This is a genomic window from Bradyrhizobium sp. WSM3983 (genome assembly GCF_000473045.1).
Classification (GTDB): Bacteria; Pseudomonadota; Alphaproteobacteria; order Rhizobiales; family Xanthobacteraceae; genus Bradyrhizobium.
On the sequence record NZ_AXAY01000002.1, the window covers coordinates 186,887 to 201,220 of the forward strand.

Consider the following 14,334-nt stretch of genomic DNA (forward strand, 5'->3'; position numbering starts at 1 on the left):
CGTATGCGCTTCATACACCTTCTCGTCATCGGCGCGCTGATCTTCGCGGCCGCCTATGTCTACCGGATCAAGATGGACTCCACCGCCCGCACCGAGAAGGTGCTGCGGCTGCACGCGGAAATCCGCGAGCAGCGCGACGCGATCGCGCAGCTGCGCTCCCAATGGGCCAAGCTCGATGCGCCGCTGCGCCTGCAGGGTCTCGTCGAGCGGCATCTGCCGCTCAAGCCCGTCAACGGCACGCAATATGATTCATTGAAGAACCTGCCGGACCGTCCGCCGCGGATGTTCAGGCCGGGGGAGCCTGATCCGATCGGGTCCATGATCAACACCATCGAAGCCGCGAGCGATCCGGAGAGCGTGACGGGCTCGGTGCCTCAGCCCGAGGACAAGCAATGAGCGCTGTTCCGGCCAAACCCACCGAGCGGCCAGCTGAGCCCTGGCGGCAGCGCCTGATCCGCAGCCTGCTCTACGGGCGCAATGTCGATCGGGCCGCGAAGGCGCGCGCGCGCGTCGGCCTGGCGATGCTGGCTTTTGCCCTGGTCTATGCCCTGATCGGCAGCCGGCTCGTGATGTTCGCGATCGGCGCCGACGCCCACAGCGCGCGGCGCGCCGCCTCGCAGGAAGTGGTTGCGACCGCGCGGCCCGACATCGTCGACCGCAACGGCGCGATTCTGGCAACCGACGTCAAGGCGGCCAGCATGTTCGGCGAGCCGCGCCGCATCATCGACAAGGACGAGGCGATCGAGCTTCTGACCGCGACGGTGCCCGACCTCGACGAAGCCGAGGTGCGCGAGCGCCTGTCGACGCGCAAGGGGTTCGTCTGGTTGAAGCGCGAGATCACGGCGAAGCAGCAGCAGGACATCCACAAGCTCGGCTTGCCCGGCATCGGCTTCCTGCGCGAGAACAAACGCGTCTATCCGACCGGCAACGAGGTCGCCCACCTCATCGGTCTGGTCAACATCGACAACCAGGGCATCGCCGGCATGGAGAAGTGGCTCGACAATCAAGGGCTCGCCGATCTCCACCGTGCCGGCTTTGCCACCGACCGCTTGCAGAAGCCGGTCGAGCTGTCTGTGGACTTACGCGTCGAGCATGCGCTGCGCGACGAGTTGTTGAAGGCAAAGGAGAAATTCCACGCCAAGGCGGCCTCAGGGCTTGTCACAAACGTCAACACCGGCGAAATCATCGCGATGGTCTCGGTGCCGGATTTCGATCCGAACAATCCGAAGGAAGCGCACGACCCGGACCGCATCAACCGCCTGACCACGGGCGTCTACGAGATGGGCTCGACCTTCAAGGCCTTCACGCTCGCGATGGCGCTCGACACTGGCAAGTATGGTCTCGACTCGCTGTGGGACGCGCGCGGGCCGCTGCACTACGGCAAGTTCGCGATCCATGACGACGAGCCGAAGGGCCGTTTCCTGAACATGAAAGAGGTGTTCACCTTTTCCTCCAACGTCGGCGCGGCGCGGATTGCGCTGTCGCAGGGGGTGGAAGCGCACAAGGCGTTCCTGCGCAAGATGGGCCAGATGGAGCGGCTGCGCACCGAGTTGCCGGAGAGCGCCTCGCCGATCCTGCCGCGGCGTTGGAGCGATCTGAACACCATCACCATCGCGTTCGGCCATGGCATAGCGGTGGCTCCCTTGCAGGCGGTGATGGGCGTCAGCGCGCTCGCCAATGGCGGTCTTCTGATTCCCCCCACCTTCCTCAAGCGCTCCGAGGAAGAAGCCCGCGCGATCGCCAAGCGTGTGATCAAGCCCGAGACCTCGGACAAGATGCGCTTCCTGATGCGGCTGAATGCCGAGATCGGCACCGCCAAGAGGGCCAACGTTCCCGGTTACTATATCGGCGGCAAGACCGGCACTGCCGAAAAGGTGGTCAACGGCCGCTATGCCAAGAAGAAGGTACTGACCGCGTTCACCGCGATCCTGCCGGCCGACAAGCCGAAATACCAGCTGCTGATCATGCTGGACGAGCCGCAGCCGCTGAAGGAAACCTACGGCTTGATCACCTCAGGCTGGAACGCCGTTCCGACCGCCGGCAACGTCATTAGCCGCATCGGGCCGCTCCTCGGCATCGAGCCCCGCTACGACCTGCCGCCCGCGGACCGCCTTATTCTTGCAGCATCCAGGACAACCCAGTAATCAACTGGTGTGGCCATCGCCGGTGCTGATTCGGCTTTTCCTGACGATTCGGCTTTCCGGCGCGGCATGTCGACTGGAAGACCATGAAGCTGCGTGAACTCTTGGGTCAGGACGTTTTGGGCAACGATGCCGCGATCGAGCCCGCTGTCGCGGCGCTCGAGGTGAGCGGCGTTGCGCTCGACAGCCGCGTGGTCAAGCCGGGCGATCTCTTCTTTGCGCTCGCCGGCAGCAAGACCGACGGCTCGCGCTTTATCGATGCTGCCATCGCCGCCGGCGCCGTGGCTGTGGTCGGCGATCACGCGCCTGATAGCAGCAAGGTGCCGTTCATCCCTGTCGCCAATCCGCGCCGCGCGCTCGCACTGGCTGCAGCAAGATTCTTCCCGACCCAGCCCGCGACGATCGCGGCGGTAACCGGAACCAGCGGCAAGACCTCGGTTGCCGCGTTCACGCGCCAGATCTGGGAGCGGCTTGGCCACGCCTCGGCCAGCATCGGCACCATCGGCCTCGTCTCGCCGAAGCGCACCGTTTACGGTTCGCTGACGACGCCGGATCCGATCGCACTGCACCGGCAGCTCGATGAGATCGCGCGCGAGGGCGTGACGCATCTCGCCTTTGAAGCGTCGTCGCACGGCCTCGATCAATATCGTCTCGACGGTGTGCGCGTCTCCGCCGGAGGCTTCACCAATCTCTCGCGCGACCACATGGATTATCATCCGACCGTCGCGCATTATCTCGCGGCAAAACTCAGGCTGTTCCGCGAGCTCGTGCCACCCGGCGGCGCCGCGGTGATCTCGGCTGATCATGATTGCTCGGCGGAGGCGATCGATGCCGCCAAGTCGCGCGGTCTGCGCGTGATGGCGGTCGGCCGTCACGGCGACGGGGCGGGTGAGGGCATCCGCCTCACCGAAGCCGCGGTCGAAGGCTTTTCGCAAAAGCTCGCACTCGAACATCGTGGCAAGCGCTATGCGGTCCGGTTGCCGCTGGTCGGCGAATTCCAGATCGAGAACGCGCTGGTGTCGGCCGGTCTTGCCATCGGCACCGGCAGCGATGCGGCCAACGTGTTTGCGAGCCTGGAACATCTCGAAGGCGCCAAGGGCCGGCTCGAGCGCGTCGGCGAGCGCAACGGCGCGCCGATCTTCGTCGACTATGCGCACAAGCCCGATGCGTTGGCGAAGGCGCTGCAGGCGCTGCGTCCCTATGCGAAGCGCAGGCTGATCGTCGTGTTCGGCGCCGGCGGCGATCGCGACGCCGGCAAGCGGCCGATCATGGGCGAAATCGCGGCTGAACATGCCGATCGTGTCATCATCACCGACGACAATCCGCGCAGCGAGAAGCCGGAAGCCATTCGCGCCGCGATCCTCGCCACCGCCAAGGGTGCGCGCGAAATTGGTGACCGCGCGGCTGCGATCCGCGCCGCGATCGAGGAACTGGAAGATGGCGACGCGCTGCTCGTTGCCGGCAAGGGCCACGAGACCGGGCAGATCGTCGGCAGTGAGGTCCTGCCGTTCAGTGATCACGAGGCGGTTGCCGCCGCATTAGCATCGAGGGTCGCATGAGCGGGCCACTATGGACGGTTGCCGAGGTGGCGCGTGCGCTCGGCGCGACCGGATCATTCCCGGACACGGCGATCGACTTCGTCACCCAGGACAGCCGCCTGGTGAAGCCCGGCAGCCTGTTCGTGGCGCTATCCGGCACGCCGAGCGGCGGCTTCATCTCGGCCTTCGCCAGCGCACGCGACGGCTGGGAGTTCGCGGACAAGGCGGAAGCGTCAGGTGCGGTCGCGATGATCGTGCCGCATGAGATCGCGGGCGTTCAAATTCCGCAGATCGTCGTGAAGGACACGTTGATCGACGGCCTCTGGGGCCTCGCCCGCGCCGCACGCGCGCGTTTCAACGGGCCGGTGATCGGGCTGACCGGCAGTGCCGGCAAGACCAGCACCAAGGAGTTTCTGGCTGCCTATCCCAATGCCTATGCGAGCCCTTCGAGCTTCAACAATTTCTGGGGCATGCCGCTGACGCTGTGCAATGCGCGGCCCGATGCCAGCCTCTGGGTCGTCGAGATGGGCATGAACCAGACCGGTGAGATCGCGCGGCTCAGTGAATTGACGCGGCCGACGGTGGCGCTCGTCGTCAACGTCCAGCCGGTGCATCTGGAGAAGCTCGGCTCGCTCGACGCGATCCGCCGCGAGAAGGTGTCGATCGCGCTCGGCCTGCCCGAGGATGGTGTGCTGGTGCTGCCGGCAGGGCTCAAGGCATCCGAATGGAAGGGCAAGGTGGTGCGCTTTGGCGAGAAGGCCGAGGTGCACGAGGTGACGCACGCCCCGCATGGCGAGAGCTGGCAGGTCGTGGCCGCGATCGGCAAGAAGGAGATCGCCTTCAGCCTCACGCCGGGGGCGCCGCACCGCGTGCAGAATGCGCTCGCCGCGCTCGCTTCTGTTCACGCCGCGCATCTCGATGTCGCGACGCTTGCGATCAAGCTCGACCGCGTCGGCATCATGAGTGGCCGCGGCGTGGAGCAGGCAGTCGGCGGTGTCACCGTGATCGACGACAGCTTTAACGGTAATCCGGCGAGCGTTGCTGCTGCGCTGCAAAGCCTCCAGGCGCGCAACATGACCGGCGGCCGCCGCATTGCGGTGCTGGGCGACATGCTGGAACTAGGCGACGACGCACGAAGCTACCACACCGCGCTGACCACGCATCTCGACGGCATCGACGGCATTTATTGCGTTGGGCCCCTGATGCGGCACCTCTATGACGCGCTTCCCGCCGGGAAGGGGCTCGGCTGGCACGACGATCCCGCCACGCTAAAGCCGGGCGAGGTCGCGGGCCTGTTGAAGGCAGGCGATGTCGTGGTTGTCAAGGGCAGCAAGAAGATGTTCTGGGTCAACAAGTTTGTGCCGGGCCTAGTGGCCGCCTTGCAGGCAAAGGCGTAAACTGCTTAAGGCGCTGTTCCCGAATCCCACCGTTTTGCCACCGTTTTGCGGCGCGAAGCCGGCAGGTTTCTTAGAGGTCGCCCGACCGATGATGAAGACCAGCGAATGCGCGTGAGGCGAAATCTACGTCTGAAAGAGCCTGCGTGCGAAAGGCGCCATAGGACCGTCTGAATGTTTTACTGGCTGATCGAACTCTCCAACACATTTCCGGGCTTCGGTGCAGTACGCACCGTTCTGAACGTTTTTCGCTACATCACCTTCCGCACCGGCGGCGCCGTCGTCACCGGCGCGCTGTTCGTGTTCCTGTTCGGGCCCTGGATCATCGATCATTTGCGCATCCGCCAGGGCAAGGGTCAGCCGATCCGCACCGACGGTCCGCAATCGCATCTGGCCAAGAAGGGCACGCCCACCATGGGCGGGCTGATGATCCTGTCCGGCCTCACGGTCGGCACGGTGCTGTGGTGCAATCCGCTCAATCCCTATGTCTGGATCGTGCTTGCGGTGACGCTCGGCTTCGGCTTCGTCGGTTTCTATGACGATTACCTCAAGGTGACCAAGCAGACCACGAGCGGGTTCGGCGGCAAGCTTCGCCTGCTGATCGAGGCGGTCATCGCGCTGGTCGCCTGCTATGCGCTGGTGCGGCTGAACCGCGATCCTGCGTCGACCGCGCTGACGATTCCCTTCCTGAAGGACACCATGCTGCATTTCGGCTGGTTCTTCATCGTGTTCGGCGCCTTCGTCATCGTCGGCGCCGGCAATGCGGTGAACCTCACCGACGGTCTCGACGGCCTCGCCATCGTGCCCGTGATGATCGCGACCGCGAGCTTTGCGATGATCGCCTATCTCGCCGGCAACGCGGTGTTCGCCGACTATCTCCAGATCAAATATGTCGCCGGCACCGGCGAACTTGCGGTGCTGTGCGGCGCGCTGCTGGGCGCAGGACTAGGCTTCCTCTGGTTCAACGCGCCGCCGGCCTCCATCTTCATGGGCGACACCGGCTCGCTCGCGCTCGGCGGCATGCTGGGCTCGATCGCGGTCGCGGTGAAGCACGAGATCGTGCTCGCGGTGATCGGCGGCCTGTTCGTGCTGGAGGCGGTCTCCGTCATCGTGCAGGTGGTGTCGTTCAAGCTGACGGGCAAGCGCATCTTCCGCATGGCGCCGATCCACCACCATTTCGAGCAGCTCGGCTGGACCGAGCCGCAGATCGTGATCCGCTTCTGGATCATCTCGGTGATGCTGGCTCTCGCCGGCCTCTCCACGCTGAAGCTGCGCTGACGGTATCACGATGATCCCGGTTACATCCTTCGCCGGCAAGACGATCGCGGTGTTCGGCCTCGGCGGCTCTGGGCTCGCCTCCTGCCACGCGTTGAAGGCCGGTGGCGCCGAAGTGATCGCCGCCGACGACAATGCCGAGAACGTCGCCAAGGCGGCGCAGGCCGGTTTCATCACCGCAGATTTGCGCAACGTCTCGTGGTCGAATTTCGCTAGCCTCGTGCTCGCGCCCGGCGTGCCGCTCACGCATCCGGTGCCGCATTGGAGCGTGCTGAAAGCGCGAGAGGCGGGTGTCGAGGTGATCGGCGACATCGAGCTATTTTGCCGCGAGCGGCGCCGTCACGCACCGAACGCGCCATTCGTCGCCATCACCGGCACCAACGGCAAGTCGACCACCACGGCTTTGATCGCGCATCTGACAAAGGTAGCCGGCTACGACACCCAGATGGGCGGCAATATCGGCACCGCGATCCTGTCGCTGGAGCCGCCGCGCATGGGCCGCGTCCATGTGATCGAGATGTCGTCCTACCAGATCGACCTCGCGCCCTCGCTCGATCCCTCGGTCGGCATTTTGCTCAATGTCAGCGAAGACCACATCGACCGTCACGGCGCGATCGAACATTACGCTGCGGTGAAGGAGCGCCTGGTTGCGGGCGTGCAGGCAGGCGGCACATCGATCGTCGGCGTCGACGACGGCTTTTGCCGCGACATTGCCGACCGGCTCGACCGCGCCGGCAAGAATGTGGTGCGCATCTCCGTCAGGAATCCGTTGGCGAGCGGCATCCATGTCGAGCACGGCACCATCGTGCGCACCGCGGGCGGCGCCCGCAGCGAAATCGCCACGCTCGGCGGCATTGGTTCGCTGCGCGGCCTGCACAATGCGCAGAATGCGGCGTGCGCTGCCGCTGCGGCGCTCGCGATGGGCATGAGCCTTGATGTCTTGCAGAATGGTCTGCGCAGCTTTCCCGGCCTCGCGCATCGCATGGAGCAGGTCGGCCGCCGCGGCAATGTGCTGTTCGTCAACGACTCCAAGGGCACCAACGCCGACGCCACCGCGCATGCGCTGTCGTCCTTTGCCGACATTTTCTGGATCGCCGGCGGCAAGCCGAAAGCGGGCGGCATCACGAGCCTCACGGGCTTCTTTCCGCGCATCCGAAAAGCCTATCTGATCGGCGAAGCCGCGCCGGAGTTTTCGGGAACGCTGGGCAGCGAGGTCGCGCACGAGATCAGCCAGACGCTAGACGTCGCCGTCGAGCACGCCGCGCGCGATGCGGAAGCATCGGGCCTTACGGACGCGGTCGTGCTGCTGTCGCCGGCCTGCGCCTCCTTCGACCAGTACCGCAACTTCGAAATCCGCGGCACCAGGTTCCGCGAGCTGGTGCAGGCGCTGCCGGGCGTGAAGCCGGTGGTGTGAGGTCCGTAGGATGGGTAGAGCGAAGCGAAACCCATCGCTCCCGTGGAATTGATGGGTTTCGCTTCGCTCTACCCATCCTACAATTCGAAACATCCACGCTCCCTTAACCCCCCGGTAACCAACCTCGGCGACCAATGGACGGACCTCTGTCCGAAAGCGGTCGCCCATGCTCTCCCGTGAAGAACGCACCCCCTTTACCGAGTGGTGGTGGACCGTCGATAAGCCGCTGCTCGGCGCGATCCTGGTGTTGATGCTGACCGGCGTCATCCTGTCGCTGGCGGCGAGCCCGCCGGTCGCGACCCGCATCGGGCTCGATCCCTTCCACTTCTTCAGCCGGCACGTGATGTTCCTGGCGCCGTCCTTCATGGTGCTGGTCGGCGTCTCCTTCCTGTCGCCGCGCGCGATCCGGCGAAGCGCGCTGATCATCTTCACCATCAGCATCATCCTGATCGTGGTGACGCTCGCGATCGGCCCCGAGGTCAAGGGCTCCCGGCGCTGGATCACGCTGCTCGGCGTCAACATCCAGGCCTCCGAAATCGCCAAGCCCTCGTTTGTCGTCATCGCGGCGTGGCTGTTCGCGGAATCGACCAAGCGGCCGGAGATGCCGGCGACCTCGATGGCGCTGGTGCTGCTGCTGATGCTGGTGTCGCTGCTGGTGATGGAGCCGGATTTCGGTCAGACCATGCTGATCCTGATGGTGTGGGGCGCGCTGTTCTTCATCGCGGGCATGCGCATGATCTGGGTGTTCGGCCTAGCCGGGGCTGCCGCAGCCGGCCTGTTCAGCGCCTATCTGTTTGTTCCGCACGTGGCAGGACGCATCAAGCGCTTCATGAACCCGGGCTCCGGTGACACGTTTCAGGTCGATACCGCGATGGAAGCCTTCTACAACGGCGGCTGGTTTGGCCTCGGACCGGGCGAGGGCATCGCCAAGCGCAGCCTGCCGGACAGCCACACCGACTTCGTGTTCGCGGTCGCCGCCGAAGAGTTCGGCATCATCCTGTGCCTGGCGATGCTGACGCTGTTCGCCTTCGTCGTCATCCGCACGCTGTCACGCGCCTATGCCAATGAGGACATGTTCTCGCGCTTTGCGGCTTCGGGCCTTGCGATCCTGTTCGGCGTTCAGGCAGCGATCAACATGTCGGTCAACCTTCAGCTCATCCCCGCCAAGGGCATGACGCTGCCGTTCATTTCCTACGGCGGCTCCTCGATCGTGTCGCTGTCTTATGGCGTCGGCATGATGCTGGCCCTGACGCGATTGCGCCCGCGCACCGAGGTCGAGGCAAGCGGGCACGCAGAGGCGATGCGCAGCTACGCGTGACAGGTCTCGTGTCCCGGACAAGCGCAGCGAAGCGGAGCGCAGAGCCGGGACCCAGAAATGCGGCTGGCATGGGCCCCGGTTCAGCAGCGCACCACGCCGCAAGGTGCGGCGTGCGCCCGGGGCACGTGCACCCGGCTCGCAATGACCGAAAACTCCCTGTAAAACGCCTGCCATGGACACATCCCCCTTGATTCTTCTCGCCGCAGGCGGCACCGGCGGCCATCTGTTTCCGGCCGAGGCGCTCGGCGTCGAGCTGATCCGGCGCGGCTTTCGCGTGCGCCTCGTCACGGACGAGCGCGCATGGCGCTATGGCGGGCTGTTCACCAAGGACATGATCGACGTCGTCGCCAGCGAGACCGCGCGCGGCCGCAATCCGCTTCAGCTCGCTTATGCCGGCCTCATGCTCGTCACCGGCACGCTGTCCGCTTACCGCCTGATCAAGCGGTTGAAGCCCGCCGCGGTTGTCGGCTTTGGCGGCTATCCGACATTGCCGCCGCTGGTCGCGGCAAAATTCGCGGGCGTGCCCAGCATCATCCATGACGCAAATGCCGTGCTTGGCCGCGCCAACCGTTTCCTGTCGAGCCGGGTTCGCGCCATCGCGACATCGCTGCCGGGCGTGCTCGACCGCGATCCGGCCCTGGCGGGCAAGACCACGACGGTCGGCACGCCGATGCGGCCGGCGGTCCTCGCGGCAGCGGCGGTGCAATATGCCGTACCCGAAGTGAATGGCCCGCTGCGTCTGCTCGTCGTCGGCGGCAGCCAGGGCGCGCGCATCATGGCCGACATTGTGCCGGGCGCGATCGAGCGGCTCGAGCCCGCGCTGTGGAGCCGGCTCATCCTGACCCAGCAGGTGCGCGATGAAGACATGACCCGCGTGCGTACGGTCTACGACAAGCTCAAGATCAATGCCGAGCTCGCGCCGTTCTTCACGGATTTGCCGGCGCGGCTCGCGTCCAACCATTTGGTGGTGTCGCGCTCCGGCGCCGGCACCGTGGCCGAGCTCGCCGCGATCGGACGTCCCTCGATCCTGGTGCCGCTGCCGGGCGCGATCGACCAGGACCAGTTCGCCAATGCCGGCGTGCTGGCCAAGGTCGACGGCGCCATCCGCATCCCGCAGACCGAGTTCACCTCCGATCGTCTCGCCGCCGAGATCTCCGGTTTTGCGGCCGAGCCCGCGCGCCTTGCCGCCATGGCTGAGGCCGCGCGCGGCGCCGGCCGGCTCGATGCCGCCGAGCGGCTGGCCGATCTGGTGGTCAAAGTCGCGGGAATCTGACGCGAAAAAGCCCTTGTCTTCACCTTCTAAAGCGGGGCATCCAGTAAGAACGGCGCGGCTGATTTGGCCGTGACCTTTGCCAGATGCCGCCTGCGCAAGGCGGCGAGGTCAGGGAACAGAGCATGAGACTGCCGCGCGAGATCGGACCCATCCACTTCGTCGGGATCGGCGGGATCGGCATGAGCGGCATCGCCGAGGTGCTGGTCAATCTCGGCTACGCCGTGCAGGGCTCGGACGCCTCCGACAATTACAATCTCGACCGCCTGCGCAAGAAGGGCGCGAAGGTTTCGGTCGGCCACAAGGCCGAGAATGTCGACGGGGCCGAGGTCGTCGTCGTCTCCACCGCGATCAAGCGCGACAATCCCGAATTGATGGCGGCGCGCGAGCGGCGCATTCCCGTGGTGCGCCGTGCCGAGATGCTGGCCGAATTGATGCGGCTGAAGAGCTGCGTCGCGATCGCCGGCACGCACGGCAAGACCACGACGACCACGATGGTCGCAACCCTGCTCGATGCCGGCGGCCTTGACCCCACCGTGATCAACGGTGGCATTATCAACGCCTATGGGTCCAACGCGCGGCTCGGCGCCGGCGACTGGATGGTGGTGGAAGCCGACGAGAGCGACGGTACGTTCCTGAAACTGCCGACGGACGTGGCGATCGTCACCAATGTGGACCCCGAGCATCTCGACCACTTCAAGACGTTTGACGCCGTGCAGGACGCGTTCCGGCATTTCGTCGAGAACCTGCCGTTCTACGGCTTTGCCGTGATGTGCATCGATCATCCCGTCGTGCAGACCCTCGTCGGCAAGATCGAGGATCGCCGCATCATCACTTACGGCCAGAACCCGCAGGCTGATGTGCGGCTTCTTGACCTGATCCCAATGGGCGGCGGATCAAAATTCAAGGTCGCGTTCCACGATCGCAAGACGGGCGCCGTGCACGAGATCGCCGATCTCGTGCTGCCGATGCCGGGGCGCCACAACGCCTCCAACGCGACAGCTGCGATCGCGGTCGCGCGCGAGCTTGGCGTTTCAGATGACGCGATCCGCAAGGCGATCGCCGGCTTCGGCGGCGTCAAGCGGCGCTTCACCAAAACAGGCGAATGGAACGGCGTCACCGTGATCGACGATTACGGCCATCATCCCGTCGAGATCTCAGCGGTGCTGAAGGCGGCGCGGGAATCCACCAACGGCAAGATCATCGCCGTGGTGCAACCGCATCGCTACACCCGCCTGCAATCGCTGTTCGAGGAATTCTGCACCTGCTTCAACGATGCCGACGCGGTGGTCGTCGCAGACGTTTACGCAGCTGGCGAGACGCCGATCGACGGGATTGACCGCGATCATTTCGTCGCTGGCCTGCGCGCGCATGGTCACCGCGAGGTGATCCCGCTGCCGGGGGCATCGGAGCTCGCGGACATCGTCAAGGGCGTGGCGAAGTCAGGCGATCTCGTCGTGTGCCTCGGTGCTGGCAACATCACGCAATGGGCTTATGCGCTGCCCGGCGAATTGAAGGCGCTAGGGTAGGTGATGACGTTGATTGCATTGCTCGCGGCACGGCACACTGCGCTCCCTCCCCCCTTGTGGGGGAGGGCGGGGGAGAGGGGTAGCCACAAACTCCGATCTCGCTTGGGGCTACCCCCCTCCCTGACCCTCCCCCACAAGGGGGGAGGGAACGAAGAGAGTGTGCGTCCCTCACGCGAGGCGACGGCATGAGCTTCCCCGACATCACGTCCGCCCTCAAAGCCGCGATGCCGGATCTGCGCGGGCGGATGCTGGCCAACCAGTCGCTGGCCGAGCTGACCTGGTTTCGCGTCGGCGGTCCGGCGCAGGTGCTGTTCACGCCGGCGGATGAGGATGATCTCGCTTATTTCCTCGCGCAACTGGCCGGCGACATCCCCGTGTATGTCGTCGGCGTCGGCTCCAACCTCATCGTCCGCGATGGCGGCATTGCCGGCGTGGTGATCCGGCTGGCGCCGCGCGCTTTTGGCGAGGCCATTGCGAGCGGCGACGTCGTCACCGCGGGTGCGGCCGCGCTCGACAAGCGCGTCGCGGAGGTCGCGGCCGGCGCAAACATCGGCGGGCTCGAATTCTATTTCGGCATTCCCGGCACGATCGGCGGCGCACTGCGCATGAATGCGGGCGCCAATGGCGGCGAGACCAAGGACGTGCTGATCGAGGCGCGCGGCGTTGGCCGCGACGGCACCAAGCACGTCTTCTCCAACGCCGACATGAAATTCGTCTACCGCAACAGCGGCGTTGACCCCTCCATCACCTTCACCTCCGCCCGCTTTCGCGGCGAGATCAGGGATGCCGAGGCGATCCGCGCGCGGATGGCGGAGGTGCAGAGCCATCGCGAGACTGCGCAGCCGATCCGCGAAAAGACCGGTGGCTCGACCTTCAAGAACCCGCCCGGCCATTCCGCCTGGAAGCTGGTCGATACCGCCGGCTGCCGTGGCCTGCGCGTCGGCGGTGCGCAGGTCTCCGAGATGCACTGCAACTTCCTGATCAACACGGGCGACGCCACCGCGCACGACATCGAGACGCTGGGCGAGACCGTGCGCGAACGGGTCAAGGCGAAATCCGGAATTGAGCTGCACTGGGAAATCAAGCGGATTGGGATTCCCGGCTAACCTGGACAGGCGACGAGAGAACATGCGCATCACCATCCTCTTTGGCGGCTCCAACCGCGAGCGTCTGGTTTCCGTCGCTTCAGCCCAGGCGCTGCATCAGGCGCTGCCCGAGGCCGATCTCTGGTGGTGGGATGTCGAGGACACGGTGCATGTCGTGCAGTCCAGGCAGCTGATCGAACATGCCCGTCCCTTCGAGGACGAGTTCAAGCCTGGCACATCAGGCATTCCGCTGGCGCAGGCGCTCGACCAAGCCAGGGCGGAAGATCGCGTCCTGGTGCTCAGCCTGCATGGCGGGTGCGCCGAGAACGGCGAATTGCAGGTGATGTGCGAGGCGCGCGGCGTGCCGTTCACCGGCTCCGGCTCGGCCTCCTCGCATCTCGCCTTCGACAAGATCGCGGCCAAGCGCTTTGCCGCGCTCGGCGGTGTGACGCCGCCGGCAAACATTGCGCTGGACAACATCGATGACGCCTTCGCCGAATATGGAAGGCTGATCGCAAAGCCGGCGCGCGATGGGTCGAGCTATGGCCTGATTTTCGTCAACGCCAAGCAGGATCTCGTCGCGGTCCGCAATGCCGCCAGGCACGAAGAATATGTGATCGAGCCCTATATCGCCGGCGTCGAGGCGACCTGCGGCGTGCTGGAACGCACCGACGGATCGATCATCTCGCTGCCGCCGATCGAGATCATCCCGGGCGAGGGCAATTTCGACTACGCCGCAAAATATCTTTTGAAGTCGACCCAGGAGATCTGCCCGGGCCGTTTCTCCGCCGAGGTGACCGCAGCCCTCAAGACCCAGGCCATGCTGGCACATCAGGCGATGTCCTGCAGCGGCTATTCCCGCTCCGACTTCATCGTCTCGGACAAGGGCCTCGTCTATCTCGAAACCAACACGCTGCCCGGGCTGACCAAGTCCTCGCTCTACCCCAAGGCGCTGAAGGCCGAGGGCATCGCATTCGTCGACTTCCTGCACGGCCTGATCGAGCTCGCCGGGCGGCGGGTGCGGAAATAGTTAGGATTGGTTAACGGCTGACCGGGCGAAAACGGCCGATTTGGTGCCCAAAACCGGTAAAATGCCGGACATCGTGGCATAACAGCCTCACGGAGCTGGGCAAAAAGCATTCTCCGTTAACGAACTTTACCTTTTGTTTACCAGGAAGTCCGAAGGTTAACGCTGGCGGCGCATGTGACGTTTTGGCTGCCGGCGCGTGAACTGTTGCGGATATTTCCGACACCAGCGAACGTCTTGAAGGGGAGCGGTTTCTTCAGCCGAAGACCATCACCCGGCCCGGCACGTCCGAGACGTCATGTTTGCCAGGACCCGCGGGACGTCGCGGGCAAACTGTTGACGA

11 protein-coding genes are annotated in these 14,334 nt (G+C 65.2%); all 11 read left to right on the forward strand.

Features of this window, described 5'->3' with window-relative positions:
• The first annotated feature begins 3 nt into the window (after window positions 1-3).
• The 11 genes from YUA_RS0103810 to YUA_RS0103860 all read left to right on the forward strand — a co-directional run bounded on the left by YUA_RS0103810 (window position 4) and on the right by YUA_RS0103860 (window position 13,994).
• A complete protein-coding gene (locus tag YUA_RS0103810; protein ID WP_027529471.1) occupies window positions 4-396 on the forward strand; it encodes a hypothetical protein in 393 nt (130 codons plus the stop codon).
• The gene (locus YUA_RS0103815; RefSeq protein ID WP_027529472.1) at window positions 393-2,144 is read left to right on the forward strand and encodes a penicillin-binding protein 2; all 1,752 of its coding nucleotides are present in this window, start codon (window positions 393-395) and stop codon (window positions 2,142-2,144) included. Before YUA_RS0103810 ends, YUA_RS0103815 begins: the two co-directional genes overlap by 4 nt.
• Window positions 2,145-2,227: 83 nt before the next feature.
• Window positions 2,228-3,700 carry a UDP-N-acetylmuramoyl-L-alanyl-D-glutamate--2,6-diaminopimelate ligase gene (locus YUA_RS0103820; protein ID WP_027529473.1) on the forward strand — a complete coding sequence of 491 codons (1,473 nt, stop codon included), beginning with the start codon at window positions 2,228-2,230 and terminating at the stop codon, window positions 3,698-3,700.
• Window positions 3,697-5,076 (forward strand): UDP-N-acetylmuramoyl-tripeptide--D-alanyl-D-alanine ligase, encoded by a 1,380-nt coding sequence (gene murF, locus YUA_RS0103825; RefSeq protein WP_027529474.1) that lies wholly within the window; start codon window positions 3,697-3,699, stop codon window positions 5,074-5,076. Before YUA_RS0103820 ends, murF begins: the two co-directional genes overlap by 4 nt.
• Before the next feature lie 171 nt (window positions 5,077-5,247).
• Entirely contained in the window at window positions 5,248-6,351 is a 1,104-nt protein-coding gene (gene mraY, locus YUA_RS0103830; protein ID WP_027529475.1) for a phospho-N-acetylmuramoyl-pentapeptide-transferase, read from the forward strand.
• 10 nt (window positions 6,352-6,361) lie between these two features.
• Window positions 6,362-7,762, forward strand: a complete 1,401-nt coding sequence (murD, locus tag YUA_RS0103835) for a UDP-N-acetylmuramoyl-L-alanine--D-glutamate ligase (RefSeq protein WP_027529476.1) — start codon at window positions 6,362-6,364, stop codon at window positions 7,760-7,762.
• A gap of 166 nt (window positions 7,763-7,928) precedes the next feature.
• On the forward strand, window positions 7,929-9,080 hold the full coding sequence (gene ftsW / locus YUA_RS0103840) for a putative lipid II flippase FtsW (RefSeq protein ID WP_027529477.1): 1,152 nt from the start codon (window positions 7,929-7,931) through the stop codon (window positions 9,078-9,080).
• A 172-nt stretch (window positions 9,081-9,252) separates the two neighbouring features.
• Complete coding sequence (gene murG / locus YUA_RS0103845) at window positions 9,253-10,353, forward strand: undecaprenyldiphospho-muramoylpentapeptide beta-N-acetylglucosaminyltransferase (protein ID WP_027529478.1); 1,101 nt, start codon at window positions 9,253-9,255, stop codon at window positions 10,351-10,353.
• Between the two features lie 122 nt (window positions 10,354-10,475).
• Entirely contained in the window at window positions 10,476-11,879 is a 1,404-nt protein-coding gene (murC, locus tag YUA_RS0103850) for a UDP-N-acetylmuramate--L-alanine ligase (RefSeq protein ID WP_027529479.1), read from the forward strand.
• Between the two features lie 185 nt (window positions 11,880-12,064).
• Window positions 12,065-12,985 carry a UDP-N-acetylmuramate dehydrogenase gene (murB, locus tag YUA_RS0103855; RefSeq protein WP_027529480.1) on the forward strand — a complete coding sequence of 307 codons (921 nt, stop codon included), beginning with the start codon at window positions 12,065-12,067 and terminating at the stop codon, window positions 12,983-12,985.
• Window positions 12,986-13,007: 22 nt separating this feature from the next.
• A complete protein-coding gene (locus tag YUA_RS0103860) occupies window positions 13,008-13,994 on the forward strand; it encodes a D-alanine--D-alanine ligase (protein ID WP_027529481.1) in 987 nt (328 codons plus the stop codon).
• The last annotated feature ends 340 nt before the right edge of the window (window positions 13,995-14,334 follow it).